Genomic DNA, 25,217 nt, shown 5'->3' with positions numbered 1-25,217 from the left:
CATGACTTGGTTTGGCGTGGCTTGTGAGTTACACCGTGACTGGCGTAATGATGTGGAAGGTTTGGCTACTTTGTTATCTAACCATATCCCGGATTACCGTAATCTGATTACTTCGTATAACGCGCTGAGCGGTAATAAATAACTACAGAAAATTGACGAATATCCCCAAGAGGCTAATTTTAATCTTGGGGATAATATTTACCAGGGATAATTAAGCATGACTTTCACATTAGATACCGAACAAACCGCTACTGTTGTTATTTCTCACCATGTTAGAGATGACGCTAAGCTCGATTATGAAGCGTGGTTAAACGAGATTATTCCAGTAGCTAAAAGTTACCCCGGGCACTTAGGCGTTAGTATCGTCCACCCAGTGGCAGGCGCTACCGTCACTTACACAGTGATTATTCGGTTTTATACACGCAAAAATCTGCTTACCTGGATGCAGTCCGATGCTAGAAAAAAACTGATTAAAAAAGTACAGCCATACCTGGTAGAAGATGACAAATTTTTTGTACGTAGCGGTCTAGATTTCTGGTTCACGCCACAAGAGGCAAAAGCCAAGCTACCTACAAAATGGAAACAATTACTGATGACTTGGTCTGCTATTTTTCCGCTAGTGTTAACCATGTCTGCATTTGTTAATTGGCTAGCTAACAGCATTTCAGTCACGCTTGGCCATGAGTTAACAGTGTTGATTACTACGTTTCTGGTGGTATTGATGATGGTGTATGTGGTGATGCCGCGTTACACTAAATTAGTGCATAAATGGTTATTTAGCTAATAGTCACAACCAATCTGTATACAATAAGCAGCAATGAACCCATCTAATATAAATTTAGTGCACTTCCCTGCGGTAATCAAACTGCATGCGGATGATGAGTTGCTGTTAATTGCCAATAGCTCAGATTTTGAAAACAACCAGAATCTGAAAAATACGTACTTTCAGCCACAGGATATGCTGATTGATAAGCTCGGTCATGTGTTTACACTGCACAAAACTGAGCAGCTAACGTTACTAGCCACAAGTGAGCTCATACAACTGGATGAAGTGATTAAATTGATTCAACTGCATCTATCGAATCATGGGGCATGCTGCGTATCCAAATTTTCAGCACACTCTATTGAAGATGCGTTCAAATGCCTTTAACCCAGCTTGCATAACAGGCGGCTCTAGGTAAGTTAAATACATAGTTTTTAAAACCTCATTAGGTCATCTAAGTTTAGTTGCACTAACGGTTTGATTAACGTAACATTAATCACATGAATGATTTACCTAAAATCAATAAAGCAGGCGGCAAACGCGAAGGTGCTGGCCGTAAGACTGGTTCTGGGAAATTTCGTGAGCAAACCTCTGTGCTTAGAATCCCCACCAGCCAAGCCCCTGTGATTAAAGATTTTCTGGCTGCTTACCAACGAAAAAGAATGATGACCGATTTAGACGTAGTAACCCAATTTGAATTACCCGCTTTAGTAACGCAACCCATGGAACTGCCGCTATTTAGCTCCAAGGTATCCGCAGGCTTACCTAGCCCAGCTGAAGACCATTTAGAACAAAGGCTAGACCCTAACGATTTCTTGATTGATAAGAAAGACACAACTTTCTTTGTAACGATTCAAGGTTACTCTATGGTGGACATAGGCTTATTGCCGGGCGATAAAGCCGTGGTTGACCGCGCAAAAATTGCCTCTATCGGCGATATTGTATTAGCAGTAATTGACGGTGAATTTACCATCAAAACCTTAAGCCGCAGTAAAGAAGGCAATATCCGCTTGCTACCTGCAAACTCATCCGCGGACTATGCACCGATTAATATCACAGAGGAAATGAACTTTGAGGTATGGGGTGTAGTAACTGGCTCTTTCAGGCGCTTTAAATAAAGCACCTGCTAAATAGAACTATGTAAGGTGCTGAGGATAACCTGACTTTGATTACTCCACAATTTCTGTGGGTAAAGTTGTGGGATGGATGGGCACAGCTTGACTAAGTAACTGCTTTCAATCAACATATTTATTTAGAGGCATTATTAGACAGCATGCTCCCCAACCAACCCATTAATCGTGAATTTCTTGATCAGCGCCCGGGTGCTACCCTAGTAGAGTTGGCGCAAACTGGTGCGGACATTGCCAAGCGGCTCAGGCCAACATCGGCGCAGCCATCAACGCCTACCCTAACATCCATCATATTAAAATTGAAGACGGCAAAGGCCAGCGCTTGGGCCGGACTTATGCAGTGAAACTGTGGCCTACACTCATTCTGTTACAAGATGGTGTAGAAATCGAGCGATTAGTGCGTCCATTAAGTAAAGCATCCATTAGCGCGGCCTTAGCTAAGCTTAAATAACAAGTACGCAGCCGCTTGCATACCGAGCAAAGGCTAGTAAACGAGAACGCACTACATTTGAGCAACTAGCCATCGAGGCCATAAGCTACAAAACCTGACTAAGCTACAAAAAACTGTATAGCAACCGCAGTGGGAACGATAAACACTGCGACGACAAATACTGCAGTGAAGATGAAGCGTATGACTTGATCTGCGTCTAGCACCACATCTGGCGTGACATCATCATATTGTTGATATGTGTACATTTAAATCTCCTTTAGAAACTTTTGGTTTCCTGTTTATTACAAATGAAGTAGGTAACTTCGATAAATTGCTTTAATAGTGGGTAACTATAAGCAAGTTTTATGTCATATAAATGACAAAGGGAGCATAAGCTCCCTTATTGTATTGCAAATACTGCTATTACAAAAAATAATTAAGTGCAAACAATAATTATTTGTTCATAACATACATAGTAACTTCAAAGCCAAAACGCATTTCTGTTGCTGCTGGTGTTGTCCACATAATCATTCTCCTAGTATTTGGTTGAACTGACATAATGTCTTGTTCCAATGATTCCATTATCCACCTGTGCAGAGAAATAACACTGTCACTGTTCATGAATAACAGCTAAGTAAAATCATGATCCACTAAAACTATAGAGATATATGCCTAAGCTGATGCCGCAGTATAAAAACAAGCTACCCATATAGAAATCAATCAGTTAGATCAAAAAAAACTGATGAATACTTACCGCTAACAGATTAAGCTTGCTCAAGTTTAAGATAAAAAAATACCTCTCGTAAGAGAGGTATTTTTAGTGTTTTGGTGCCCAGGGCCGGAATCGAACCGGCACGCCTCGCGGCGCGGGATTTTGAGTCCCGTGCGTCTACCAATTCCGCCACCTGGGCCTCTTGGAATTATACATTCCTGTATAATTGCGATTTCGCTATTATAGCAAGCTATGAGCCATATGAAAACCCAAGATTTCGATTTTTATCTACCTTCTTCACTAATTGCACAACATCCCTCCTCAGAACGCACTGCCAGTCGCATGTTATACCTCAATAGTGCGAGCAGTGAATTAACGGATAAACAGTTTTTAGACTTCCCTGACTTCTTCAAAGCTGGGGATTTACTCATTTTTAATGACACGCGCGTTATCAAGGCCCGCTTATTTGGAAACAAGCACTCTGGCGGCAGTGTTGAAGTATTGATTGAACGAGTGATTAACCAAAACACTGCCTACGCACATGTGCGTGCATCGCGTGCGCCTAAAGTTGGCAGCCGCATCACACTTAGCGAAGCATTTGATGTAGAAGTCACCGCACGCCATGACGATTTATTCGAGCTACATTTTTTAAGCGATTCTTCGGTGTTTGAGTTACTTGAGCAGCATGGCGCATTGCCGTTGCCGCCATATATTACCCACGGTGCGACCGACCATGACGAAGAGCGTTACCAAACTGTGTACGCAAAACACTTGGGCGCAGTAGCCGCGCCTACCGCAGGCTTACACTTCAGCACCGAGATTCTGGAACAGCTCAAAGCAAAAGGCGTAAATATCGCATATGTCACGCTGCACGTAGGCGCCGGTACATTTCAGCCTGTGCGTGTCGATAACGTGGCAGACCACAAAATGCACAGCGAGTTATTTCATGTACCACCAGAAACAGTCGCACTAATTGAGGCAACCAAAGCCAGTGGCGGTATCGTCACAGCAATTGGTACCACAGCGATGCGTGCACTGGAAAGTGCTGCAAGAAATGGCAAATTAGCCGCAGGCGAAGGAGACACCGACATTTTCATTACGCCAGGTTATCGCTTTAATGTAGTTGATCGCTTACTGACCAACTTTCATCTACCTAAAAGCACCTTACTCATGCTAGTCTCTGCATTTGCCGGCACTGATAACATCAGGAAAGCTTATGCCCATGCCGTAGAGGCTGAGTATCGTTTCTTTAGTTATGGCGATGCCATGCTGATAGAAAAACTACATGCGGCATAGATGCATATGCATGGCTGATTGAACTATATTGAACAAAAACCAGAATCACTTGGACTAACTGACACTTAACCGTTTGAAGAAATAGAGAAAAAATGCGCGCACTCACCCTACTCATTCCGTTTGCCTTAATGACGCTGGCCTCAACTGCTAATGCGGAGATTTTACCTGAGGCCGAAGTTGGCATTAAAATTCCGATGGTAAAAAAGCCAACCACGCGCCCATTTACCGTAGCGCACATTCCAGGCTTTAAGCGCTATTACATTGCAGATGGCGGCTTAGCGCCTATGGGTAGCGAAACTGAAGCGCCGTATTCAAAATCGCAAATTCATGCTTATGACGAAGACGGCAAATATGTAAACTCTTCACGCCCAGGTTACGATAACCGTTCGATTTACTACAACACTAACACGCACCAGCTGGAAACAGTTACCTACAATATCTCCAGTGATTTAGGCTTTGCACCTAACTCAGGTATTTTCTCTATCCATTTAACTGAGTCTGGTGATTTAAAAGACTCATCTGACGAGATTTCACAATTCAACCCTGCGTTTGGTGACTCTGCGACCATCCCAAGCTACGATGCCGAGCATAAACGCTATTACGCAAAGCAGGCGCATGGGAACAATGTATTTATTGTGGACCCAAACAGCAGAGAAAAAATCGGGGTCATCACGCTAGAGCTCGACAAAGCCGGTGCTGCGCATGATGACGTGAGCGACTCATTTATTGCCTATACTGCAGTAAAAGGGGAAGAGTTTGCTTTGCTCGACGTAGACCATAAAACTGTACTAATGTTTGATATTACAGGTAAATTTGTAGGCAAATCTGCATTACCTAAAGCACTAAAATTGCGTGCTAACAACCATTACACCGGCCTAGGTTACGCCAACCAAATGCTGTTTGTGTTCCATGAGCCAGAGGGTGAATTTGGTACTTACTATGGCTTTAAAATACAAAAGTAATTTGCAGTAACGCTTAGCAAGTACACAATAAAAAAACCGCCTGATGGGCGGTTTTTTTTATTAATCACGGATGGTTAACTAAGAACATGAGCACCAATTAAATATTCTTGGGTGGAACTGACCAGCGATTTGGCGTGTAATCCCAGTTTTTACGCCAAGCCCCAAGGATTAAATTTGGGTACTCCGGCTTACCCAAACTACCATTGTAGCGCCCTAAAGCACGATATAAATCACCGCGTTCAATATCTACATAGTGCCTTAAAATTGTACAGCCATAACGTAGGTTAGTACGCAGCAAAAACAAATTATGATCGTTAGCGCCTATACTACGCACCCAGAATGGCATCACTTGCATAAAGCCACGAGCACCCACTGAGGAAACTGCATACTTTTTAAAGCCACTCTCCACCTGAATCAGGCCCAACACCATTTGTGGGTCTAAACCCGCGCGGCTGGCTTCGTAATGCACGGTGCGCAAAAAGTCTTCCCGATACTGCTGGTCTGGCATGCGTTTTTGCAGGCGCTGCGACATTTCATTCAGCCAAGCTTGGCCTTCTTCTTTAGTAGCAAAGGTCAGCGTAGGCGCAGCGCGGTCACTTACACTGCGCTGCATCAGTGCCTTCACGCTATTAGAAAGTGGCTCTTCAATCTGCGAGCCAGCATAGCTCATGTGAGGCACTAACGCACCTAACAACATCAGCAAGCTAATTCGTAGTTTTTTTAGCACGCAAACTCCCTAATGCAATCAATGCAACACCTTGATACTAAGCCAAATTCTGCACAAATTCAACCACTGATGCCAGCGCTACAGACTGCGCATCCGCCTGCGTTCTGGCTTTGTACTCTACATTACCTTCATTGAGGCCACGCTCACCAATCACTAAGCGATGCGGAATGCCCATCAAGTCTGCTTCGGCAAACATCACGCCAGGGCGCTCGCCTCTGTCATCTAACAGCACGTCAACGCCAGCGGCCTGTAATTCATCATGTAGTTTATTTGCTGCAGTTTTAACCGCCTCAGACTTATCATAGCCAATTGCACAAATCACTACTTCAAACGGTGCCATGCTCTTAGGGAAGATAATGCCGCGCTCATCATTACCTTGCTCAATCGCTGCACCCACAATGCGTGACACACCAATACCGTAACAACCCATCTCCATCACTTGAGTTTGCCCGTTTTCATCTAGGTAGGTTGCGCTCATGGCTTCTGAGTATTTGGTGCGCAGCTGGAAAATGTGACCAACTTCAATACCGCGGCATAATGACAGCAAGCCTTTACCATCTGGGCTGGCATCACCTGCCACTACGTTACGGATATCTGCCACCAACACCGGCTCAGGTAAGTCACGGCCAAAATTCACACCAGCTAAGTGGTATTTAGGTTTATTGGCACCGCAAACAAAATCGCTCATCAATGCCACGGTTTTATCTGCAATCACGGTGACATTGGTTCCCACGCCTACTGGGCCAATAAAGCCTGGTGGGCAATTGAGGTTAGCGCGGATTTCTTCTTCAGTGGCAAATCTGAAATCGGCCAAACCTTTGAGCTTGCCTAGTTTCACTTCATTTAGGTGATGGTCGCCACGTAACAATGCCAAGTAAAACTTATCGTTACCTGCTGCACCCTTGGCAATTAAGGCAATTGCCTTAACGGTGCGCTCTATGCTGATTTCCAGTAATTTCGCTACATCTTCGCATGCGGTTTGTTTCGGCGTATCTACTTCACGCATGGCTTCAGCAGCGGCGCCACGGCTGGTAGCGACAGGAATCGCCTCCGCCAACTCCACGTTTGCCGCAAAGTCTGAAGTCTCACAGTAAGCCAAGCCATCTTCGCCCGAATCTGCCAATACGTGGAACTCGTGCGAACCGTCACCGCCAATTGCGCCCGTATCGGCTTTTACCGCACGGAACTTCAAACCTAAGCGGGTAAAAACATTGCTGTAAGCCTGATACATAGTGTTATAGGTTTGTTCTAGCGATGCAAAATCTGTATGGAACGAATAGGCATCTTTCATCATAAACTCGCGTGCGCGCATCACACCAAAGCGTGGGCGAATCTCGTCGCGGAACTTAGTCTGTATCTGATAAAAATTGAGCGGCAATTGCTTGTAACTGCGAATCTCTTTACGCGCAATATCGGTAATCACCTCTTCATGCGTTGGGCCAAAACAGAACTCGCGCTCGTGCCTATCTTGAATTTTAAGCATTTGTGGGCCAAATACCGCCCAGCGGCCGGTTTCTTCCCACAGTTCTTTAGGCTGCACTGCCGGCATTAAAAGCTCTAACGCACCTGCATTGTTCATTTCCTCACGCACCACACGCTCTACCTTGCGTAGGACGCGCAGACCTAGTGGCATCCAGCTATACAGCCCTGAACCTAGACGTTTAATCAGGCCGGCACGCACCATTAAAATATGGCTTTGCAGTTCAGCTTCGTTAGGGGCTTCTTTTTGAGTATTAAAGAAAAATTGAGAGGCGCGCATAGTAATTAAGATCAGTGCTAAATAAAAATGCGAATTTTACAGATAATCAGTGTGTTAGTCAGTAATACTTATTACACCGCACCCGTAAGTTTGCATTATTTAACCTCAGAGCGACCCTTTAGGATGGGGCTATCGGCTGGAAAGTAGCCAGATTTCCACGATGCAAACGGCACAATAGTGGCAGGATAGCCGTTATCGTAAAACCAGCTATCAACTGCGTAACGCTCGCCTGTGGCAAGTTCATGAATCACCGCAGTGCTATGCGGCCAGCCAAACAGAAAATAACTGCGCGTACGCATATCTTCAACCACATGCAACTTAATTAAGCCATGTTGGTACATCAGGCGCATATAGGTCGTGCTATTAATAGCCTCATCATTGCAATCAAGTTGCCCGGGGTAACGTGAGTTATCAAATGTGCCTGCACGGTCAGTGCTGGTACCTGTTTTAGCACCAACTATTTTTTCCAATGCGCCTATCGCTTCTGCAATATGCCTGCGTTCTAACACTGCGTCTTTGGTTGGAATAGCATCCTCAAATATAGTGTTAATGACTTGCCATTCATCCACAGTCACTGCAACCTGTTTAATCTCTGCGCAGCCGCCACCGGTGCAGATTTCAAAAGCTTCCAATTTTGGTGTTTGTTTATAAATACGAGTAATGTCGGCAATAGATGCCTGCGAGCTGAGTGGTATTAGTAAACTGAGCCCCAGCAATAATTTACAAAATAACCGGGGTGTCGGGTAGCTCATTTTTATTTTTACCGTGGGCTGGGTAATATTGAATCAGATGCTCACTAATTTTTGCGACGCCTTCAATCACACCGGCCTCAAATTTCCCTTGCTTGAACATCTGCTCCATGTGGCGGCTAATCTGCTCCCAGCCATGGCTCCCCACATGTTTATGTATGCCGCGATCTGCCAAAATTTCAAAATCATGATCCGCCAACAGCAGGTAAATCAGTACACCATTATTTTGTTCTGTATCCCACACCTTTAATGATGAGAAAATTTCCAGCGCCCTATGCTTAGCCGTTTTCTTGGCAAGCAGTGCCGACAATGGCAACCTGGCTTCTACCGCAAAACGAATCTCGCCTAGATGCTGCAACTCACTGGTAGCGATTGCCGCTTCTATACGCTGTATCGCACCGTAACAAAAATGCTTTTTCACCGCACCTGGTAAAGTGCAAATATGCCTGCATAAGCGTCGTATCAGTTTAGCTGCCATTACCAATCTCCTGATGCCCCGCCGCCGCCAAAGTCGCCACCACCGCCACTCCAGCTATCGGAATGTCCACCTCCACCACTATAGCTACCACTGCCGAGTTGCCCTAGCCCAGAGGGGCCAATCAAAGTGAGAATAAAGGCAACAATACCCAATATCAGCGCAATTAACAAAGCTACCCCAAAAAACCAGGCTAGGGCGGCGACAACACCACCATTTAAAATGCCGCCAAAAAAGTCGCCAAATACCGCACGTAATATGCTGCCTAGTATCAAGCCGCCAACCAGCAACAAAGGCAGTAGGTCACCAAAACTGTTCTGACCATTCTGATTAACCGGCGCTGGCAACTGCTCACCCGCAATCAAACCTATCAGTGCGTCCACAGCTTTGCTGATGCCGCCGTAAAAGTCACCTTGTTTAAAACTTGGCGCCATGATTTCTGTAATCACACGTTTGGCAATTAAATCAGGGATTGCGCCTTCCAAGCCATAGCCCACCTCTATACGCATTTTATGGTCGTCTTTTGCCACCAGTAGCAGCACGCCATCATCTTCTTTCTCACGCCCGATTTTCCAAGCTTCTGCTACACGGATGCTATATTGCTCAATCGCTTCCGGCTGGGTAGTGGGTATGATTAACACCGCAATTTGGCTGCCCTTCTCCTGCTCAAATGCAGCAATTTTCTGCTCAAGAGCCGATTGCTGCTGAGCGCTGAGGGTTTGAGTTAAGTCAGTAACACGGTGTTGTAGAACTGGGATAGGCGCAAGCTCGGCATGCACATTAAACGATGCGAGCAGCATCATGCAAAGTGCAAACAAGCTTGCTTTCAAAAAATAAGACACGCTAATCACGCCAGTATTTAGGCTAGCTATTTGCTTTCAAAATTAACCGTAGGTGCAACAGAAATTGCTTTTTCGTTTTCTACAGTAAATGATGGCTTGGCTTTGTAACCCAGCGCCATAGCGGTTAAGTTATTAGGAAAACTACGTACGGCAACATTGTAGTTTTTAATGGTTTCGATATAGCGATTACGCGCAACTGTAATTCGATTTTCGGTACCTTCCAACTGTGCCTGTAAATCTCTAAAGCCTTGGTCCGCTTTTAAATTTGGGTAGTTTTCAGACACAGCCAGTAAACGTGATAATGCAGACGTTAACTGCCCTTGCGCCGCCTGAAACTTGGCAAAAGCTTCCGGGTCGTTTAGTAGTTCAGGGGTCACTTGGATGCTACCGACTTTTGATCGCGCATCTGCAACTTGCGTCAGCACTTCTTTTTCATGTGAAGCGTAGCCTTTTACTACATTCACCAAATTAGGCACCAAGTCTGCCCTGCGTTGATACTGATTCAATACCTCAGACCAGCTAGCCTTCGACTCTTCATCCAGCGATTGGAAAGTGTTGTAACCACAACCAGTTAAGCTTAATACAAACAACACGGCTAAAAATCTCAAAACTAAATGTTTCATTATGATTCCTCTAAAATTGATTAATTACCGATTCAATGTTATCGGTCTTAATATAGTGCCGAATCTTTTATTTACAAGCCTTACGCTAATCACAACCCTTGTAGAATACGTTTTGCTGCGCATAAATCAACCCAGGCCTTTGCCTTGTGGTCAGTGTTTTTAAGCAAAAATGCAGGGTGGTAAGTAATCACTACTGGCAAGTTCTGATAATTAAGCGGATTGGCAGACTGGTCGCTTCGCCAATCCTCTATGGTTTGCAATTGCCCCATCAGACCGTGGGCGGCCATCTCGCCCATCACAACCAATAACTTAACCCTATGTTCCGCGAGTGTCGTGATAGTTGCTTCTGCTATATCAATACTGCAGTTTATGTTAATCGCTTTCAGCATATTGCTCAATAGCGCTTCCACATCCTGCGCATCACTAGAACTGCTATCCAGCGCAAACGCCATGCTCGCATTATCACTAATCAGCAAGCGGAATGGCGCGGCAACTGCAGCGATCTCCACATGCACACTAACCAGCGGCGCTGGCTCAATGACTGGCTCAATGACTGGCTCAATGACTGGCTCAACTATCTGGCTTAATAACGCTGCGCTTTCAATCACATTGGTCTGTACTGGTGTTAATGCAGGCATTGCCGACACGCTCGATAGCGGTGCTTTTAATTGCCACACAGGTAGCAATTCAAGCTCTCGCAACACATCCTCACGCGTCATCAAACTCATATCGCCAGTCCCATTAAAATTGCATCTTCACGCCCATGGTGCGCTGGGTAATAGCCGCGGCGCACAGCCATTTCATTAAACCCAATGTTCTCATATAAAGCAATGGCAGAAATATTGCTGGCTCTTACCTCTAAAAACATATTGGCAGCATTTAATGCTTGCGCAATGCTAATCATATGCTCTAACAACAAGCGCCCCAAGCCTTGCTTTTGGTAGGGTTGACTGATGCTTAAATTTAACAAATGCGCCTCATCCAGCACCATCATCATCAATGCATAACCGATGATTTCTTCATTATGCAACAGCACCCATGCGTTATGGGCAGACTTCAGCGAGTCTGCAAAATTTCCGCGCGTCCAAGGATGTGAGTAAATGTGAGGCTCAATCTCCATGATTGCGTCTAAATCGGCAACCGTCATGGCGCGGAATTGATATTGTGGCTTTGGTACTGCACTCATAAACGTAAACCCTGCTCACGCTCCGCAGTTTTAAGCGCCACCCGGTTACGTATATAAATTGGCATAGCATGCTCTGCGGCTTTGGCTTCACCCGCTGCAAAAGTCGGCTGTGCTAAAGTTAGCACCGCACTTGCCATAGGCAGCAAGGCTGGCTGCGTAGATAGAATCTGCCCACGATAAGCTTCGGCCAGCACTTCACCATAAGTTTGCCAGCCACTACCTACACCCACCCAATCTGCGCCTTCTAGCGCCGGCACGGCATCTGGCTTATATAAGCCGGGCGCAAGCACGGCCTGCCAACCCGCAGCATCTTTCGCATACGCCGCGTGATAAACCTCGCCCATGCGCGCATCCAAGCAGGCAATCACTTTAGATGCACCGCTAGCTTCTGCCAATGCCATCAAGGTGCAAACACCAACCACAGGCAGATTCGCCCCAAAGCCCAAACCCTGAGCTACGCCAGCGGCAATACGCACCCCTGTAAAGGAACCAGGCCCGGCGCCAAAGGCTAGGCCGATTAAATCCTGTAACTGTAATTCTGCTTGATTCAATAAATGCTGAATCTGCGGCAAAATAATTTGCGAGTGGGTTTGCCCGGCCAGCACATCATAATTAAACATCGTGTTATCACGCATGATGGCGAGTGATAAATACTCGGTTGAGGTATCAAAAGCTAATAGATTCATTGGTTAAATTTTCAGACTACATTTTCTAAATTACACTCGTAGTAAAGCGCCCCTGCGTGGCTTTAGTGGCAGGCTTAATTACTATTTTAATCTAAGCACAGCCAGTTAAGACCGCAATAAACAATGATGCCAACGCATGGAGATTTACTCCCCCGCTATTTTGCCACGCAATTGCTTTAAATGCCCGCGTTGTGATTTAGTTTCTAGTCGACGCAGCTTGGAGCCATAAGTGGGCCGCGTGGCATAACGGGTAGGTTTGACTTGATTGGCTGCGTTGATAATCTCATGCAGGCGTTGAATGGCGTCCTTCTTGTTGGCCTCTTGCGTGCGATACTGCTGCGCCTTGATCACTAACACCCCATCATCATTAATGCGGTTATCTTTAAGGTGTAGTAAGCGCTCTTTAAGCCAATCACTCAAGCTTGAAGCCTGAACATCAAACCGTAGATGAATCGCACTGGAGACTTTATTGACATTTTGCCCACCCGCACCTTGCGCACGAATTGCAGTAAGCTCGTACTCACTTTCTGGAATCTGAATAAGATGCATCGCAATAAGTTTGGGGATTCAATTAAAAAGAGAACTATAGCGCCAATTACTTTAAGTCATGGACAAAATTAAAAAAGCTGACCATGACGTCAGCTTTTTAATAATTTTCCGTGCAAATTGCAGCAATATTCCCGAAGACTGCATTAGAACGACACCATACCCGCGCATCCAGCAACTGTGCACTTACTCATATAGGTATCTAACCTAAATTTGTGGCTTCTGGTTTGCTGCTGTGCTCATTTTCACATTTTTTGGTACTGCAGCCTCTTTGGCCACAGCCTCTTTTGCTTTGGCAACCGCTGGTTTAACCACAGGCTGGCTACGCATATGGGCAGCAACACCGGCGCCTGCCTCTAACGTACAGCCGCCACCCATCACTGTTTTATTGCAATCACCTGCAAAGCTAAGTGTTGAAGCAGAAAAAAGTACGGTTGCAAAAAGCGCAGATAAAAAACGAATCATGTTGAATTCCAAAAGTTTAAAACGTATGCGAAATTTTTAGCGCCAGATGGTCGATGCCGCTAAAAACATAAAGGACGCGCATTCTAAACTAATTAGCCAATCAAAAACACGAGATTTATTCTGCCTACATTATTTTTGCTAAATTCACCACAAGAGTTCATGCCTGCAGCCTTTGTATGTTAATGATCAGCAAAGAATTCCTGCACATCACTCAACACACGTGTACGTTTAAACGGCGGCAAGCTTTGCCAGATACGCTTGCCGTATGCTTTGGTTATCAAGCGCGGATCACAAATCATCAGCACGCCGCGGTCATTTTCATCACGTATCAAGCGTCCAGCGCCTTGCTTTAAGGTAATCACCGAATACGGGAGCTGGTACTCCATAAATGCATTTTTACCCTCTGCATTAAGTTTATCTACACGTGCCGACAACACCGGGTCATCAGGCGGCGCAAATGGCAATTTATCAATAATCACCACGCTTAAGGCCTCGCCACGCACATCTACGCCCTCCCAAAAACTCTGACTGCCCACCAGCACAGCATTACCCAGCTTACGAAAGCGCTCCAGCAGTTCGGTACGTGAGGTATCACCTTGCAACAGCAATGGGCATTCAATCCCGTTTTCTGCAAATGCATCTTTGAGCAAAGCATGGATTTCGCGCATTGCGCGCAAACTAGTCGACAGCACAAAGGCGCGCCCGCCACTCGCCTGTAGCACCGGCAGTGCTGCCGCAACCACACACGCCGTGTAGGATGGGTGATTGGGGTCTGGCATTTCAGGCGGCACATAAAACAATGCCTGCTCCTGATAATTAAACGGACTTTGCCAGGAAGCTGTAGCCGCAGCCTCTAGGCCCATCTGCGCTAAATAGTGGCTAAAGTCATTTTTAACCGCCAAAGTAGCGGAAGTAAAAATCCATGCACGTGGCTGTGCGTTTAACTGCTTGCCAAAGCCTTCGGCCACACTGAGCGGCGTAGCATGCAGTTGTACAGATTGCGTAAACACTTCCACCCAGCGCACTAAATTATTATTTTGAGCAGCATGCCAGCGGCTGAGTAAGTCATGCAGTGCCATACTGCGCTGCCAGCATTTTTCTAGTAGCGGGTCGCGCGCGGCTTGTGTTTCCAGCACTTTTGCCAAGGCTTGCAACTGCTCTTGCATATATGTAAATGTAGATTCAAAGTTTTTCAGTGCCAGTGCTTTTTGCACCGACATGCGTGAACCTTCATATGAAAAAATCAACCTAAAATCTTTGCACGCTTTTTCCAGTACTGGAATCACTTCTCCCAGCTGCACACAGTCTTTGGCCAGACTTAAATGTGCGGCAGTGCAATCGCGTGCCAACTCCATTAATTGGCTGGTGGATACATCCTCACCAAAAAACAAGCCTGCGACTTCCGGCAATTGGTGCGCTTCGTCAAATATCACGGTGTTGGCGCTGGGTAGCAGTTCGGCCACGCCTTCATCGCGTAACATGACATCCGCAAAGAACAAGTGATGATTCACGACCACCACATCCGCAGCCAGCGCCTGTTTACGCGCTTCCATCACAAAGCACTCTTTATAGTAGTTGCAATCTCCGCCCAGACAGTTATCACGAGTTGAGGTGACATTGCCCCATATCGTAGCATTTTCCGGCACAGTGTTCAGCTCACCTTTATCACCGGTTTTACTGTTCTCAGCGAATGCTTTGATGACATGGACGTATTGCGCATCATCTCGTGCTAAAAAACGCCCTTCGTTAGCTGCACGCTCTAAATGATAGTGGCACACATAGTTGGAGCGGCCCTTCAGCATAGCGACCGTCACCGATACTTTCAGTGCATCACGCACATTGGGTAGGTCGCGGCTAAACAACTGGTCTTGCAGGTTCTTAGTGCCAGTAGAAATAATGACTTTACCGCCAGTCAATAATGCAGGCACCAAATAGGCAAATGTCTTGCCGGTGCCGGTGCCAGCTTCTGCGACTAACTGGGTATTATGCTCAATTGCATCGGCAATCGCCAACGCCATTTCCAATTGCTGGGTACGCTCGTGGTAACCAGCAATGTGAGAAGCTAAAATGCCATCTTTTTCAAAAACTTGGCGGATATTGTATTCACTCATAGAACGGTAATTATCCCATGAGTTAACACGCTCATGTTTGTTTTAACCTGAGTTATCGTCACATTTGGTACTTTTGGGTAAGTTGAATATAATGAGTCCGTGGCAAAATTCACTTACTACAATTATTTAGTGTGTTTAGTGCTCGCACTCACCAGTGCCTCCTGCGCAGCTACCCCTAACGGGCTGACCAACACAAACACACTCACAGAGAAATCTACGCCAGCAGAGCCTGTAGAGGCCCATCACGCTTGGCCAGAACGTGCGCGTGAAGTTTTAGTGAGTGCACTCAGCCTCACCGGCATTACCTACAAATATGGTGGCACCTCACCAGAAACCGGTTTTGATTGCAGTGGTTTTGTGCGCTATGTATACCAGCAAGCCACTAATTTAAGCCTGCCACATGGCGCAAAAGCCATTAGCCAGATTGGAAAATCAGTATCTAAAAGTGATTTGCAGCCAGGTGACCTAGTGTTCTTCAACACACTCAAATCAACTTTCTCACATGTAGGTATTTATGTAGGGAACAACCGTTTTATTCACTCGCCAAGCAGTGGCGGCGGTGTGCGTGTAGATGATATGCAAACTAGCTATTGGAGCAAACGCTTTAATGGCGCCCAGCGCATAGAGCCTGAGCAAGATAAAAACTAATGGAAGCCGGAGCGCAAACCTATAAGTTTGCAATGATACGTTTTACTGTTCTTACAATACCGACAACCTGCTGAACTAGTTATCTAACTTTCTGTTTTAATTTCGCATGTCTTAACTAACTGGCGGGCAAATGCCGCCAGTTAATATCAAACCCAGAGTTTAGCTTAGGCGTGGAACTTAGCTAAATCCCCAGGCTTACGCAACATTTTATCCACTTCACCCAAATGCAGCTCTTCTTGGTAAATCATTTCTCTGGCGTACTCTTCCAGCATTACTGAATCTCCCTCTACCAGTTTTAACAATGCTTTATATGCATTTAAAGCTGCCGTTTCATGCGCTAAAGACTCACGTAAAATATCACCGATGTCATGATTATGAGTTTCTAACAAAGGGCCGATTGACAATGATGGATGCCCACCTAAATGCGTAATAATTTCACCTGCTTTATTTGCATGATCTAAAGACTCTGTCGCTTGGCTACGTAGCCATGACACAATAGGAATACGGTTGTAACCAAACACCATCAACGAATAGTGGGTGTATCTTACAACCCCAGCTAATTCAAACTCTAAAATCGTATTGAGTGCGTCCACAATAGGACTGTTATCGTGATGATCTGACATTTTGTAATCCTTTCTTATCAAAAAATATATCGCCCGACTCTGGATCGGTAACGCTTAATACTGACGCATGCGATAGACGACTAGTTCTCAGTAGTCGTTTTATCACTATGCCCCAAATGACGGTCTGGGTCTACTTTATCACGCACCAGTTGCTTAATCTCTTTTGCCTCGGGGAACCTGCCAGCCTCTTTTCTGGAGAAAATCAGCTCATCATTTAAGCTCACTTCAAAGATGCCGCCAGTACCCGGCCTTAATGCCACACTGTATAAATCTTGCTCAAACGTTGTTAATAGCTCTTGCGCAAGCCATGCCGCGCGCAATAACCAACGGCACTGCGTGCAATAGGTGATTTCAACAATATATCTACTCAATTTGTATGTCCCGACCGATATAGTTTAATATGCGTAGAACGCAATATAATGATTAAACTCTGAAACTAAAAAATATTTGGCAACTCATAGTTATCGCTAGGCTGTTGTTTAGCCCGTTAAATCTAGCGCGACGTATGCGCAATGTATTAGTGCAACAAACCCTAATCTTGCTTTATGTAACCTAATATAAAGCGAGTTGAGATATTAAAGCATAAATCAGTTACTGTTACTTTTGTTAGGACACCTTACATTCATGCAAGTAAATAATAAACATCACAGGCTTACTAAAATCGGGCTAGTTGGCTCAGGTTTAATACTTGGCCTAATGCTGAGCTTAACCTACTCTGCCGTTGCAGAAAAAATGGTTAAACCGCAGCTGCCGCTGGATGATCTACGTGCTTTTGCTGAAGTGTTTGGCAAAATCAAGACCGACTACGTAGAGCCGGTTGAAGACAAAAAACTCATTTCAGAAGCCATCAGCGGCATGCTTACCGGCTTAGACCCGCACTCCACCTATATGGACCCCGATGCATTTAAAGACATGCAAGTTGCCACACAGGGTGAATTTGGCGGACTGGGCATTGAAGTTGGCATGGAAGATGGCTTAGTCAAAGTAATCTCTCCGATTGAAGACTCTCCAGCTTATGCAGCTGGCCTGAAAAGCGGCGACTTAATCGTTAAGCTTGATGACACTCCAGTTAAAGGGCTGACATTGAATGATGCGGTTAAACGCATGCGCGGCAAACCTGATACCAAAATTATACTTACGGTGATCCGCAAAACTGAAACCAAGCCACTTAAGTTCACGCTGACCCGTGCAATTATTAAGAGCAAGAGCGTTAAATACAAACTAACCGAGCCTGGCTATGCCTACGTACGTGTCACGCAGTTCCAGGAACGTACTGGTGAAGACTTAGCCAAAGCCATTAAAACCATGCACACAGAAAACAAAGGTGCATTTAAGGGCTTAGTATTAGACCTGCGTAACGATCCGGGCGGCTTACTGAACGGTGCAGTAGGCGTGTCTGCTGCCTTCTTACCTAAAGGTGAGTTAGTGGTTTACACAGAAGGCCGTGCACCTGACTCTAAAATGCAACTCACTGCCACACCGGAAAACTACGTACGTGGTGGCGCAGCAAACGACTACATCCGCGATTTACCGGCAGATATCAAAACCGTACCTATGGTGGTATTGATTAACAGTGGCTCTGCTTCTGCATCTGAAATTGTAGCGGGCGCCCTGCAAGACCATAAACGCGCTGCAGTATTGGGTACACAAAGCTTTGGTAAAGGTTCAGTGCAAACCATTATGCCGATGAATAACGGTGCGGCGATTAAGCTAACCACTGCACGCTACTTTACGCCTAAAGGTCGCTCTATCCAGGCTAAAGGTATTGTGCCTGACTACTTGGTTGAAGATGGTACCGACCAATCTGGCGCAATCCATGAAGCGGACTTATCTCGCCATCTATCTAATCCAAAAGATGCTGAAGCAAATAAACCTGCAGACAGCGCTACTCACAATGATGCCGCCAAAGCAAAATTGAATGAGAAGAAATACGCAGAGCCTAGCGCACCGATAGAGCCTGCAAGTAAAGATGATATTCAATTTACGCAAGCCATGAACCTGCTAAAAGGCTTGCCAGTTGTTCAGTCTACCCCTGCGGTAAAAGCTGAAACACCAAAAACTGAATAAGGTATTGCCGTAGCAAACTAAACCGCCATAGTTAAGGCGGTTTTTTTACGTCTGCCACCATGACTTAACATTGTTTAATAAGTGTTGAGATTGAAAACGATTATAATGTCACCATGACGTTATCACTTAAAGAACTCACTGCTGAAGCTGACCGCTGCGTTGCATGCGGCCTGTGCTTACCGCATTGCCCTACCTACAGAAAGACGGGCTCTGAGGCAGACTCTCCACGTGGACGCATCCAGCTTATCCGAGCCGTATCGCAAGATATCCTGCCGAACAGCGCACGCTTCAAAGAGCATATTGACCTGTGCCTAAGCTGCCGCAGTTGTGAGTCGGCATGCCCGAACAGCGTGAGCTATGGCGCACTGGTGGATACAACACGTGCACTTTACATCAAGAAAAAAAGTCTTGGCTTAAGCTTGGCCAAACCATTTATCCGTTACCGTACATTAAGCTACCTAGCCACATGGCCGCTTTGGCTACTATCTAAAGCCAAATTGCTTGGCGCGTTAAAGCGCATCGTACCTGCTGCGAAACTTTTGCCGACCATCCCCAAGCCTATTGTATGGAAGGCCTTGTACCCAGCGACCATACCCAAGCGCGGTGCTGTGAGTTTATTTTTAGGATGCGCCACCAACGCTTTTGATAACCAAACATTAAGCGCCAGCGTTTATGTATTAAACGCACTGGGCTACGATGTACACGTACCCACTGCGCAAACATGCTGCGGCAGTATTGCTCGCCAAGCCGGTGACGCCACTGAAGCAGACACCCTAGTTGCAAGAAATGGCGCGAGCTTTGACCGCAGCATGCCCATACTCTCCACGGCAAGCGGTTGCGGCGCAGTCCTGCAGGACTACCTTACCACGCATCAAGTACAGGACATCAGTACCTTTTTAATCAATTGCGACTGGTCTGCAGCAGAGGTTGCACCGCTACAACAACGCATTTTCGTGCAGGACCCTTGTTCACTACGCAATGGACTCAAAGCACAAAAAGCGGTGTATGACTTGCTTAAAAAAATTCCGACTACCGATATACAAGCACTGCCGGGCAACGGTCAATGCTGTGGTGGCGCTGGCGCTTACACTATTACGCAGCCAGAGATGGCAAACACGCTACGCAATGATAAACTTGCCGCTATACAGTCCAATCAGGTATCAATACTGGCCACCTCTAATATTGGCTGTAGCATCCATATCGCTAAGGGATTAGAGAACGAAGGCATGGACATTGATGTACTGCACCCTGTACAAGTTATTGCAAAGCAAATGGGGTTTAGGGCATAAACCAGCAAGCTTGCTAAAACCGATACCAGCAGCATAATCGTATTGGCACACAAAACAAACGACGGGATACTAGCTTAGCCAAGACAATTAAGCGTAGAATAACTTTCATGAACAGATTAATCACGACAGACAAATTAATTTGTGCGTTTGACACCGGGTTGCGCACCCTGTTTGCAAAACCACATAGCGAACGTCAACATCCGGATGCGGCCATTGATGAGTCGCCAATGGATAACCAGCAGAAAAAACATGTAAGCGCGCTAATGCGTGTCAACCATACTGGTGAGGTCTGTGCACAGGCACTCTACAGTGGGCAGGCACTTACCGCACAAAGCGCGGCGACCAGCATCAGCATGCAACAAGCCGCACGAGAAGAAACCGAGCATTTGGCATGGTGCGAATCACGCATTGAAGCATTAGGTGGGCACACTAGCGTACTTAATCCATTATTCTATGCAGGCTCATTTGCAATTGGCGCAGTAGCAGGTGCCTTAGGCGACAATTGGAGCCTAGGCTTTTTGGAAGAAACCGAAAAGCAGGTAGGCGCACACTTAGCCAGCCATCTTGACCAGCTGCCAGCCACAGATGAAAAGTCACGCCGTATCATTGAGCAAATGCAAATTGATGAAGCCAAACACGCAAATGATGCAAGCATACAAGGCGCAGCCCAACTACCTGCGCCGATTAAGTTCTGCATGACAAAAATGTCGCAACTAATGACTAGCACTACCTATCATATCTAATTATTTTTTAAGGCAATACCATGCAAAAATTCAGTGACGTACTACAAACTCTCGATGACGCTTCCAATGTCGAACGTATCGAGCTTTACAATAAAGACGGCAGCCCAGCGGGGGTGATTGAGAATAAACCTGGCAGCCAAGGCTCAATCAAGGTTTACAGTCACTTAGCGCGCATGTATGGTGAAATCTCTTTAGATGCAGCGGTTGAAGGTTTAAGCTTATATGCAGAGCATACTGAAGATGCTGAAAACTGCCCAGGCAAGCACCCGAACGTAGACCGATTACTGAATATTTTAGAAGATGAACAACCGCTCACGGTAAAAGTGATTGAAGCATAAACTGATACCCGTTTATCCAGATAACGGACGAACTGCTTGCTTAGAGGCTCAGGTGATTGAGTACTTACAAAGATAAAAAAGGGGATGATTGCTCATCCCCTTTTTTATTGCAGTAATTACTAGGACTAACTTCTGCACAGCAGAAACCAAGCAATTACTTAACCTTAGGCTTGTACAGCCAATGGTTTTATTTCAAAGTCATGTGTGATTTCTACACTTTTGCTCAGCATAATAGAAGCTGAACAATATTTCTCCGCAGACAGTTTAACCGCACGCTCCACCTGTGCTGGGTTTAAATTGTCGCCAGTAATCACAAAATGCACATGAATCTTGGTAAATACCTTTGGAATCTCATCTGCACGGATTGCGTCAATCTCGGCAACACAATCAAAAATAGGCTGGCGCGCTTTTTTCAAAATTGCCACCACATCGAATGAAGTGCAAGCACCCATGCCGATTAACAGCATTTCCATCGGGCGCATACCAATATTACGGCCGCCGTTTTCAGGTGCGCCATCCAACACAACAGCGTGGCCAGTCTCAGACTCGCCGACAAAACTTACACCGTCAATCCACTTTATACTTACTTTCATGTTCCATCTCTCGTACCGTTAGGTCTAATCAATAACCAGTTGTAACAAACTGATAGCGCTGAATACAAACGCTATCATAGCCAGTCATGGTCAATAAACTGCTGATGAATTATTTAACGCCTAATAATTCCACATCAAAAATCAGATCAGCATTTGGTGGAATAGCGCCACCTGCGCCACGCGCACCGTAGCCCATTTCTGATGGGATAATCAGTGTACGTTTACCGCCGATTTTCATGCCAGCAAAACCTTCATCCCAACCCTGAATCACTTGGCCAGCGCCCAAGAAGAATACGAAAGGCTGCTTGCGGTCTAAGCTGCTATCAAACTTTTTACCTTTACCATCTTTAGCAGATGGGTCATACAGCCAGCCAGTGTAATGCACGGTTACATTAAAACCAGGCTCAGCTTCGCGCCCTTCACCCACTAAAGTATCAATCTTTTGTAACTCTTTAACTTGTTCTGACATCGCTTTTGCTTCCTTAACTGTTGACTTATCTGATGTTGATTTATTTGACTCGGCTTGACATGCACCTAAGCTTAACAAGCAAACAACCGCGAGTAATGATCCTAATAATTTCATTGTGTGTCCTGTAGCGTTCTATCTAAATAAAGGGATTTAATCTGTAATCATACTTTAAAATCAGCATTACCGTTAACTCAAGGCAGGCGGTACACCCACTCCACTAACGCATCCTGCGCATCTCTACTGGCGCCCGCATTAGGATGATTAACCAGCATCACCATCACGTAACGATGCCCGCTAGCGCTCAAAACATAGCCGGCAATACTACTCACCCCGTTGATAGAGCCAGTTTTAAGATGCGCTCTACCGTTCACGGCACTATCTTGCAAGCGATGCTTCACCGTACCATCTAACGACAATATCGGCATAGATGCCATGTATTCTGGCATCACCGGGCTTAAGTAAGTGCGTACTAACATTTTACCCAAGTGTTCGGCACTGATGCGCTCCACGCGCGACAAACCAGAGCCATTCTCAATCACTAACTCTTTAAAATTAAATCCGTTCATAGCCAGCCAATTGTTGATAGCGGCAGCGCCTTTTTGCATGGTCGCTGGCGCACCCGATTTTTCTGCCCCTAATGTAAGCAATAGCTGCCGCGCCATCAGGTTGTTGCTCCATTTATTAATATCGCGCACGTTACTGCCTAAAGGCTCAGATACTTGTTCAAGCAATTTTATGGCAGTACTAGGCACTGACTGTAACTGCAACTTACCATCAAACGTACCGCCCAACTCTCGCCATAATTTTTTAAACGTAAAATAGGCATATTGCGCGTCATCAAACAAACTTAGCTCTAAGTAACGTTCGCCGCAGTCAGCTGCATAAGTGCCCTTAAAGCTCACCACAGCTTTTGGCTCATTGGTCTGAATGTCGTAGCTCATTCTGCCGCGCCAGTTGCCACAATCCCCATCAACCAGCTTCATGTTATTGACTATCGTTACCTCTGGCAATTCAAACTCCTGATTCACGCTGATTCCATTATCACCAGCAAAAAAGCGGAAGCTGGTACTGCGGCCATTCACAGAAAATGCGCTGGGTTTTGCATTGTAAGCACGCCATTTTTCATCATCAAAACTAATGCCATTATCAATATCATTGGCAAAGTAGCTTTTATCAATCAGTAAATCACCGTTGATTTTTTTAACCCCAGCCTGCTTTAAGCTCATCAATAAGCGCCAAAAATCCTGCACTTTAAAACTAGGGTCGCCATAGCCTTTAATGATTAAGTTGCCATTCAATACACCGTCTTTGATTTGGCCGTCGTGGTAGAGCTCGGTTTTCCAGCGGTAAGCTGGTGTGAGCAAGTCCAATGCGGCGTTGGTTGTCACCATTTTCATCACAGACGCAGGGTTCATACCTTTGTCTGCGTTATGGCTTAGGCTTGGCGCCTGTTTATCCACCGCCTGGACGTAGATAGACACACCACTTAGCGGCACATCTGCTTGCACCAGCTCCGTTGCAACAGTTTTAGGCAACTCAGCCTGCACTGGCGCGCAGAGCAACATCAGGCTAACCAATAATGCGAGTTTTTTCATAGTATCTGCTTAATCACCTGATGCGTGTTTTGCACCATAAAAGCAATTTCATCTGCATCGATTGTATATGGCGGCATGTAATACACCGTGTTGCCTATCGGACGCAACAGCAAGCCATGCTGCATTGCCAGCTGGTAGCAATGCTTAGAAAACTGCTGATTATCGGTAACCACATCAAACGCAAATATCATGCCTTGATGTCGTAGATGCTGAATAGGCAAGTCAGTAAGTACTTGCATTTCACGCACTACTACCTCAGAAAGAGCCAAATTATTTTTCACCACTTGGTCTGCTTTAAAGATAGCCAGTGTAGCCAATGCAGCACTGCATGCTAATGGATTACCGGTATAACTATGACTATGTAAAAAACCACGTACGGTGCTTGGGTCATAAAATGCCTGATAGATATCATCGGTGGTAAGCACCGCAGACAATGGCAAGTAACCACCGGTAATCCCTTTAGACAAACAGACAAAATCTGCAATATCACTGACCTTACCTTCTCCACTGGCGCCCTGCTCAGTTGCAAACATGGTGCCGGTGCGCCCAAACCCAACCGCGATTTCATCAGCAATTAGATGCACTTGGTACTTGCTACATATCTCACGCGCTTTTGTCAGATAAACGGGGTGATACATCGCCATACCAGCAGCACATTGCACCAAGGGCTCAATAATAAAAGCGGCCAGCTCTGCATGATGCTGCGCCACATACTGCTCTAATTGTGCAGCACAACGTAAGGCATAATCTGCAGCGCTCTCACCCGCTTCTGCCAGCCTAAAATCAGGGCTAGGCATTTGTGCAGACTGCATTAATAGCGGTGCATAGGTATCTTTAAAAATGGCCACATCAGTCACGCCCAGAGCGCCTAAGGTCTCGCCGTGGTAACTATTCTGCAAGCTAATAAACTTGGTTTTATTGGGTAGGCCAACATTACGCCAATAATGAAAGCTCATTTTGAGCGCAATCTCAGTGGCGCTGGCACCGTCGCTGGCATAAAACGCATGACCAAGCCCGGTAAGCGCTGCTAACTGCTCAGACAGCGCCACTACCGGCTCATGGGTAAAGCCTGCCAGCATCACATGCTCTAAAGTATCTAACTGCTGCTTAATGGCATCTTTGATGCGTGGGTTATTATGCCCAAACAGGTTTACCCACCAGGAGCTGACCGTATCTAAATATTTTTTGCCGTCCGTATCATATAGCCAGACCCCTTCCCCGCGTTGTATCGGCGTTAATGGAAAAGACTCATGTTGCTTCATCTGTGTGCACGGGTGCCATACAGACTGCATACTGCGATTTAATAGATCTTGATTACTCATGGCTGAATTGTACGATAATTGTGTGAGGTTTTTCATCTGAACAAAAATCAAATGTCGTCATAAGCTGT

General features: G+C 45.8%; 32 protein-coding genes, 1 tRNA gene and 1 pseudogene. 13 read left to right on the top strand and 21 right to left on the bottom strand.

The features are described from left to right. The 6 genes and pseudogenes from VGD82_RS12885 to VGD82_RS12860 all read left to right on the top strand — a co-directional run. Nucleotides 1-142, top strand: a pseudogene (locus tag VGD82_RS12885) (hydrolase); the annotation flags it as partial. 75 nt (nucleotides 143-217) lie between these two features. Continuing rightward, nucleotides 218-784 carry an antibiotic biosynthesis monooxygenase gene (locus VGD82_RS12880; RefSeq protein ID WP_331020740.1) on the top strand — a complete coding sequence of 189 codons (567 nt, stop codon included), beginning with the start codon at nucleotides 218-220 and terminating at the stop codon, nucleotides 782-784. Between the two features lie 33 nt (nucleotides 785-817). After that, nucleotides 818-1,150, top strand: coding sequence for a DUF4144 family protein (locus tag VGD82_RS12875; protein ID WP_331020739.1), 333 nt, complete (start codon nucleotides 818-820; stop codon nucleotides 1,148-1,150). Between the two features lie 113 nt (nucleotides 1,151-1,263). Next, nucleotides 1,264-1,881, top strand: a complete 618-nt coding sequence (locus VGD82_RS12870) for a translesion error-prone DNA polymerase V autoproteolytic subunit (protein ID WP_331020738.1) — start codon at nucleotides 1,264-1,266, stop codon at nucleotides 1,879-1,881. Nucleotides 1,882-2,036: 155 nt separating this feature from the next. Beyond that, nucleotides 2,037-2,237 carry a hypothetical protein gene (locus tag VGD82_RS12865; RefSeq protein ID WP_331020737.1) on the top strand — a complete coding sequence of 67 codons (201 nt, stop codon included), beginning with the start codon at nucleotides 2,037-2,039 and terminating at the stop codon, nucleotides 2,235-2,237. Beyond that, nucleotides 2,147-2,344, top strand: a complete 198-nt coding sequence (locus tag VGD82_RS12860; RefSeq protein WP_331020744.1) for a thioredoxin family protein — start codon at nucleotides 2,147-2,149, stop codon at nucleotides 2,342-2,344. Before VGD82_RS12865 ends, VGD82_RS12860 begins: the two co-directional genes overlap by 91 nt. A gap of 98 nt (nucleotides 2,345-2,442) precedes the next feature. On the opposite strand, the gene VGD82_RS12855 is transcribed toward VGD82_RS12860, so the two are convergent. The 3 genes from VGD82_RS12855 to VGD82_RS12845 all read right to left on the bottom strand — a co-directional run bounded on the left by VGD82_RS12855 (nucleotide 2,443) and on the right by VGD82_RS12845 (nucleotide 3,234). After that, nucleotides 2,443-2,589 carry a hypothetical protein gene (locus VGD82_RS12855; RefSeq protein ID WP_331020736.1) on the bottom strand — a complete coding sequence of 49 codons (147 nt, stop codon included), beginning with the start codon at nucleotides 2,587-2,589 and terminating at the stop codon, nucleotides 2,443-2,445. 187 nt (nucleotides 2,590-2,776) lie between these two features. Beyond that, nucleotides 2,777-2,848, bottom strand: a complete 72-nt coding sequence (gene pqqA, locus VGD82_RS12850; protein ID WP_012777389.1) for a pyrroloquinoline quinone precursor peptide PqqA — start codon at nucleotides 2,846-2,848, stop codon at nucleotides 2,777-2,779. Between the two features lie 301 nt (nucleotides 2,849-3,149). Continuing rightward, nucleotides 3,150-3,234: transfer RNA gene (locus tag VGD82_RS12845), tRNA-Leu, on the bottom strand. Between the two features lie 62 nt (nucleotides 3,235-3,296). Between VGD82_RS12845 and queA the strand changes: the two genes are divergently transcribed. Together queA and VGD82_RS12835 are read left to right on the top strand one after the other, a co-directional pair. Continuing rightward, a complete protein-coding gene (gene queA / locus VGD82_RS12840) occupies nucleotides 3,297-4,331 on the top strand; it encodes a tRNA preQ1(34) S-adenosylmethionine ribosyltransferase-isomerase QueA (RefSeq protein WP_331020735.1) in 1,035 nt (344 codons plus the stop codon). 92 nt (nucleotides 4,332-4,423) lie between these two features. Continuing rightward, nucleotides 4,424-5,293, top strand: coding sequence for a hypothetical protein (locus tag VGD82_RS12835; RefSeq protein WP_331020734.1), 870 nt, complete (start codon nucleotides 4,424-4,426; stop codon nucleotides 5,291-5,293). 97 nt (nucleotides 5,294-5,390) lie between these two features. Here VGD82_RS12835 and VGD82_RS12830 read toward each other — a convergent pair whose 3' ends face one another. From VGD82_RS12830 to VGD82_RS12775, 12 genes are all read right to left on the bottom strand, one after another. Further along, nucleotides 5,391-5,990 (bottom strand): lytic transglycosylase domain-containing protein, encoded by a 600-nt coding sequence (locus VGD82_RS12830; RefSeq protein ID WP_331020743.1) that lies wholly within the window; start codon nucleotides 5,988-5,990, stop codon nucleotides 5,391-5,393. A 67-nt stretch (nucleotides 5,991-6,057) separates the two neighbouring features. Beyond that, on the bottom strand, nucleotides 6,058-7,779 hold the full coding sequence (locus VGD82_RS12825; RefSeq protein ID WP_331020733.1) for a proline--tRNA ligase: 1,722 nt from the start codon (nucleotides 7,777-7,779) through the stop codon (nucleotides 6,058-6,060). 95 nt (nucleotides 7,780-7,874) lie between these two features. After that, a complete protein-coding gene (locus VGD82_RS12820; protein ID WP_331020732.1) occupies nucleotides 7,875-8,531 on the bottom strand; it encodes a hypothetical protein in 657 nt (218 codons plus the stop codon). Next, a complete protein-coding gene (locus VGD82_RS12815) occupies nucleotides 8,500-9,006 on the bottom strand; it encodes a TPM domain-containing protein (protein ID WP_331020731.1) in 507 nt (168 codons plus the stop codon). Before VGD82_RS12815 ends, VGD82_RS12820 begins: the two co-directional genes overlap by 32 nt. Then, entirely contained in the window at nucleotides 9,006-9,806 is an 801-nt protein-coding gene (locus tag VGD82_RS12810) for a YgcG family protein (RefSeq protein WP_331020730.1), read from the bottom strand. Before VGD82_RS12810 ends, VGD82_RS12815 begins: the two co-directional genes overlap by 1 nt. A gap of 65 nt (nucleotides 9,807-9,871) precedes the next feature. Next, nucleotides 9,872-10,468, bottom strand: coding sequence for a LemA family protein (locus VGD82_RS12805; RefSeq protein ID WP_331020729.1), 597 nt, complete (start codon nucleotides 10,466-10,468; stop codon nucleotides 9,872-9,874). Between the two features lie 89 nt (nucleotides 10,469-10,557). Beyond that, complete coding sequence (locus tag VGD82_RS12800) at nucleotides 10,558-11,196, bottom strand: hypothetical protein (protein ID WP_331020728.1); 639 nt, start codon at nucleotides 11,194-11,196, stop codon at nucleotides 10,558-10,560. Further along, complete coding sequence (gene rimI, locus VGD82_RS12795) at nucleotides 11,193-11,654, bottom strand: ribosomal protein S18-alanine N-acetyltransferase (protein WP_331020727.1); 462 nt, start codon at nucleotides 11,652-11,654, stop codon at nucleotides 11,193-11,195. The genes VGD82_RS12800 and rimI overlap by 4 nt, the downstream gene beginning before the upstream one ends. Further along, on the bottom strand, nucleotides 11,651-12,340 hold the full coding sequence (tsaB, locus tag VGD82_RS12790; RefSeq protein WP_331020726.1) for a tRNA (adenosine(37)-N6)-threonylcarbamoyltransferase complex dimerization subunit type 1 TsaB: 690 nt from the start codon (nucleotides 12,338-12,340) through the stop codon (nucleotides 11,651-11,653). The genes rimI and tsaB overlap by 4 nt, the downstream gene beginning before the upstream one ends. A gap of 144 nt (nucleotides 12,341-12,484) precedes the next feature. Then, entirely contained in the window at nucleotides 12,485-12,889 is a 405-nt protein-coding gene (gene arfB / locus VGD82_RS12785) for an alternative ribosome rescue aminoacyl-tRNA hydrolase ArfB (RefSeq protein WP_331020725.1), read from the bottom strand. Nucleotides 12,890-13,093: 204 nt separating this feature from the next. Then, the gene (locus VGD82_RS12780; protein WP_331020724.1) at nucleotides 13,094-13,351 is read right to left on the bottom strand and encodes a hypothetical protein; all 258 of its coding nucleotides are present in this window, start codon (nucleotides 13,349-13,351) and stop codon (nucleotides 13,094-13,096) included. A gap of 179 nt (nucleotides 13,352-13,530) precedes the next feature. Next, nucleotides 13,531-15,462: an ATP-dependent DNA helicase gene (locus VGD82_RS12775; protein WP_331020723.1), complete on the bottom strand. Its 1,932-nt coding sequence runs from the start codon at nucleotides 15,460-15,462 to the stop codon at nucleotides 13,531-13,533. A 99-nt stretch (nucleotides 15,463-15,561) separates the two neighbouring features. Between VGD82_RS12775 and VGD82_RS12770 the strand changes: the two genes are divergently transcribed. Next, entirely contained in the window at nucleotides 15,562-16,110 is a 549-nt protein-coding gene (locus tag VGD82_RS12770) for a C40 family peptidase (RefSeq protein WP_331020722.1), read from the top strand. A gap of 164 nt (nucleotides 16,111-16,274) precedes the next feature. Here the strand turns inward: VGD82_RS12770 and VGD82_RS12765 are convergent, their stop codons facing one another. Next, nucleotides 16,275-16,733, bottom strand: a complete 459-nt coding sequence (locus VGD82_RS12765; RefSeq protein WP_331020721.1) for a ferritin-like domain-containing protein — start codon at nucleotides 16,731-16,733, stop codon at nucleotides 16,275-16,277. A gap of 80 nt (nucleotides 16,734-16,813) precedes the next feature. Further along, nucleotides 16,814-17,104 carry a SelT/SelW/SelH family protein gene (locus VGD82_RS12760; protein WP_331020720.1) on the bottom strand — a complete coding sequence of 97 codons (291 nt, stop codon included), beginning with the start codon at nucleotides 17,102-17,104 and terminating at the stop codon, nucleotides 16,814-16,816. A 253-nt stretch (nucleotides 17,105-17,357) separates the two neighbouring features. Here VGD82_RS12760 and VGD82_RS12755 point away from each other — a divergent pair, with 253 nt between their 5' ends. The 4 genes from VGD82_RS12755 to VGD82_RS12740 all read left to right on the top strand — a co-directional run bounded on the left by VGD82_RS12755 (nucleotide 17,358) and on the right by VGD82_RS12740 (nucleotide 21,170). Beyond that, on the top strand, nucleotides 17,358-18,800 hold the full coding sequence (locus VGD82_RS12755; protein ID WP_331020719.1) for a S41 family peptidase: 1,443 nt from the start codon (nucleotides 17,358-17,360) through the stop codon (nucleotides 18,798-18,800). 113 nt (nucleotides 18,801-18,913) lie between these two features. Beyond that, nucleotides 18,914-20,089: a (Fe-S)-binding protein gene (locus tag VGD82_RS12750; RefSeq protein WP_331020718.1), complete on the top strand. Its 1,176-nt coding sequence runs from the start codon at nucleotides 18,914-18,916 to the stop codon at nucleotides 20,087-20,089. Nucleotides 20,090-20,196: 107 nt separating this feature from the next. Next, the gene (gene coq7, locus VGD82_RS12745; protein WP_331020717.1) at nucleotides 20,197-20,832 is read left to right on the top strand and encodes a 2-polyprenyl-3-methyl-6-methoxy-1,4-benzoquinone monooxygenase; all 636 of its coding nucleotides are present in this window, start codon (nucleotides 20,197-20,199) and stop codon (nucleotides 20,830-20,832) included. Nucleotides 20,833-20,852: 20 nt separating this feature from the next. Continuing rightward, nucleotides 20,853-21,170, top strand: coding sequence for a DUF2322 family protein (locus VGD82_RS12740; protein ID WP_331020716.1), 318 nt, complete (start codon nucleotides 20,853-20,855; stop codon nucleotides 21,168-21,170). A 164-nt stretch (nucleotides 21,171-21,334) separates the two neighbouring features. Here VGD82_RS12740 and VGD82_RS12735 read toward each other — a convergent pair whose 3' ends face one another. The 4 genes from VGD82_RS12735 to bioA all read right to left on the bottom strand — a co-directional run bounded on the left by VGD82_RS12735 (nucleotide 21,335) and on the right by bioA (nucleotide 25,149). Then, a complete protein-coding gene (locus VGD82_RS12735) occupies nucleotides 21,335-21,763 on the bottom strand; it encodes an OsmC family protein (RefSeq protein WP_331020715.1) in 429 nt (142 codons plus the stop codon). A gap of 109 nt (nucleotides 21,764-21,872) precedes the next feature. Beyond that, nucleotides 21,873-22,346, bottom strand: coding sequence for an FKBP-type peptidyl-prolyl cis-trans isomerase (locus VGD82_RS12730; RefSeq protein ID WP_331020714.1), 474 nt, complete (start codon nucleotides 22,344-22,346; stop codon nucleotides 21,873-21,875). Between the two features lie 77 nt (nucleotides 22,347-22,423). Continuing rightward, on the bottom strand, nucleotides 22,424-23,827 hold the full coding sequence (gene dacB / locus VGD82_RS12725) for a D-alanyl-D-alanine carboxypeptidase/D-alanyl-D-alanine endopeptidase (RefSeq protein ID WP_331020713.1): 1,404 nt from the start codon (nucleotides 23,825-23,827) through the stop codon (nucleotides 22,424-22,426). Beyond that, nucleotides 23,824-25,149, bottom strand: coding sequence for an adenosylmethionine--8-amino-7-oxononanoate transaminase (gene bioA, locus VGD82_RS12720; RefSeq protein WP_331020712.1), 1,326 nt, complete (start codon nucleotides 25,147-25,149; stop codon nucleotides 23,824-23,826). The genes dacB and bioA overlap by 4 nt, the downstream gene beginning before the upstream one ends. Nucleotides 25,150-25,217 lie beyond the last annotated feature (68 nt).

Origin of the sequence: Methylotenera sp. (assembly GCF_036401095.1) — a bacterium.
Taxonomy (GTDB): domain Bacteria; phylum Pseudomonadota; class Gammaproteobacteria; order Burkholderiales; family Methylophilaceae; genus Methylotenera.
Note: the sequence above shows the minus strand (reverse complement) of the source record. Positions and strands in the feature narration are given on the sequence as shown.

Excerpts from the sequence above, each read along its gene's own strand:
- VGD82_RS12815 (WP_331020731.1), bottom strand. The coding sequence starts at position 9,006 with ATGGCAGCTAAACTGATACGACGCTTATGCAGGCATATTTGCACTTTA.
- VGD82_RS12780 (WP_331020724.1), bottom strand. The coding sequence starts at position 13,351 with ATGATTCGTTTTTTATCTGCGCTTTTTGCAACCGTACTTTTTTCTGCT.
- VGD82_RS12875 (WP_331020739.1), top strand. The coding sequence starts at position 818 with ATGAACCCATCTAATATAAATTTAGTGCACTTCCCTGCGGTAATCAAA.
- VGD82_RS12870 (WP_331020738.1), top strand. The coding sequence starts at position 1,264 with ATGAATGATTTACCTAAAATCAATAAAGCAGGCGGCAAACGCGAAGGT.
- coq7 (WP_331020717.1), top strand. The coding sequence starts at position 20,197 with ATGAACAGATTAATCACGACAGACAAATTAATTTGTGCGTTTGACACC.
- VGD82_RS12825 (WP_331020733.1), bottom strand. The coding sequence starts at position 7,779 with ATGCGCGCCTCTCAATTTTTCTTTAATACTCAAAAAGAAGCCCCTAAC.
- VGD82_RS12855 (WP_331020736.1), bottom strand. The coding sequence starts at position 2,589 with ATGTACACATATCAACAATATGATGATGTCACGCCAGATGTGGTGCTA.
- VGD82_RS12810 (WP_331020730.1), bottom strand. The coding sequence starts at position 9,806 with ATGATGCTGCTCGCATCGTTTAATGTGCATGCCGAGCTTGCGCCTATC.
- VGD82_RS12830 (WP_331020743.1), bottom strand. The coding sequence starts at position 5,990 with ATGTTGTTAGGTGCGTTAGTGCCTCACATGAGCTATGCTGGCTCGCAG.
- tsaB (WP_331020726.1), bottom strand. The coding sequence starts at position 12,340 with ATGAATCTATTAGCTTTTGATACCTCAACCGAGTATTTATCACTCGCC.
- rimI (WP_331020727.1), bottom strand. The coding sequence starts at position 11,654 with ATGAGTGCAGTACCAAAGCCACAATATCAATTCCGCGCCATGACGGTT.
- VGD82_RS12880 (WP_331020740.1), top strand. The coding sequence starts at position 218 with ATGACTTTCACATTAGATACCGAACAAACCGCTACTGTTGTTATTTCT.
- arfB (WP_331020725.1), bottom strand. The coding sequence starts at position 12,889 with ATGCATCTTATTCAGATTCCAGAAAGTGAGTACGAGCTTACTGCAATT.
- VGD82_RS12765 (WP_331020721.1), bottom strand. The coding sequence starts at position 16,733 with ATGTCAGATCATCACGATAACAGTCCTATTGTGGACGCACTCAATACG.
- VGD82_RS12865 (WP_331020737.1), top strand. The coding sequence starts at position 2,037 with ATGCTCCCCAACCAACCCATTAATCGTGAATTTCTTGATCAGCGCCCG.
- bioA (WP_331020712.1), bottom strand. The coding sequence starts at position 25,149 with ATGAGTAATCAAGATCTATTAAATCGCAGTATGCAGTCTGTATGGCAC.
- VGD82_RS12775 (WP_331020723.1), bottom strand. The coding sequence starts at position 15,462 with ATGAGTGAATACAATATCCGCCAAGTTTTTGAAAAAGATGGCATTTTA.
- VGD82_RS12730 (WP_331020714.1), bottom strand. The coding sequence starts at position 22,346 with ATGAAATTATTAGGATCATTACTCGCGGTTGTTTGCTTGTTAAGCTTA.
- dacB (WP_331020713.1), bottom strand. The coding sequence starts at position 23,827 with ATGAAAAAACTCGCATTATTGGTTAGCCTGATGTTGCTCTGCGCGCCA.
- VGD82_RS12820 (WP_331020732.1), bottom strand. The coding sequence starts at position 8,531 with ATGAGCTACCCGACACCCCGGTTATTTTGTAAATTATTGCTGGGGCTC.
- VGD82_RS12805 (WP_331020729.1), bottom strand. The coding sequence starts at position 10,468 with ATGAAACATTTAGTTTTGAGATTTTTAGCCGTGTTGTTTGTATTAAGC.
- VGD82_RS12735 (WP_331020715.1), bottom strand. The coding sequence starts at position 21,763 with ATGAAAGTAAGTATAAAGTGGATTGACGGTGTAAGTTTTGTCGGCGAG.
- VGD82_RS12800 (WP_331020728.1), bottom strand. The coding sequence starts at position 11,196 with ATGAGTTTGATGACGCGTGAGGATGTGTTGCGAGAGCTTGAATTGCTA.
- VGD82_RS12755 (WP_331020719.1), top strand. The coding sequence starts at position 17,358 with ATGCAAGTAAATAATAAACATCACAGGCTTACTAAAATCGGGCTAGTT.
- VGD82_RS12750 (WP_331020718.1), top strand. The coding sequence starts at position 18,914 with ATGACGTTATCACTTAAAGAACTCACTGCTGAAGCTGACCGCTGCGTT.
- VGD82_RS12740 (WP_331020716.1), top strand. The coding sequence starts at position 20,853 with ATGCAAAAATTCAGTGACGTACTACAAACTCTCGATGACGCTTCCAAT.
- VGD82_RS12835 (WP_331020734.1), top strand. The coding sequence starts at position 4,424 with ATGCGCGCACTCACCCTACTCATTCCGTTTGCCTTAATGACGCTGGCC.
- queA (WP_331020735.1), top strand. The coding sequence starts at position 3,297 with ATGAAAACCCAAGATTTCGATTTTTATCTACCTTCTTCACTAATTGCA.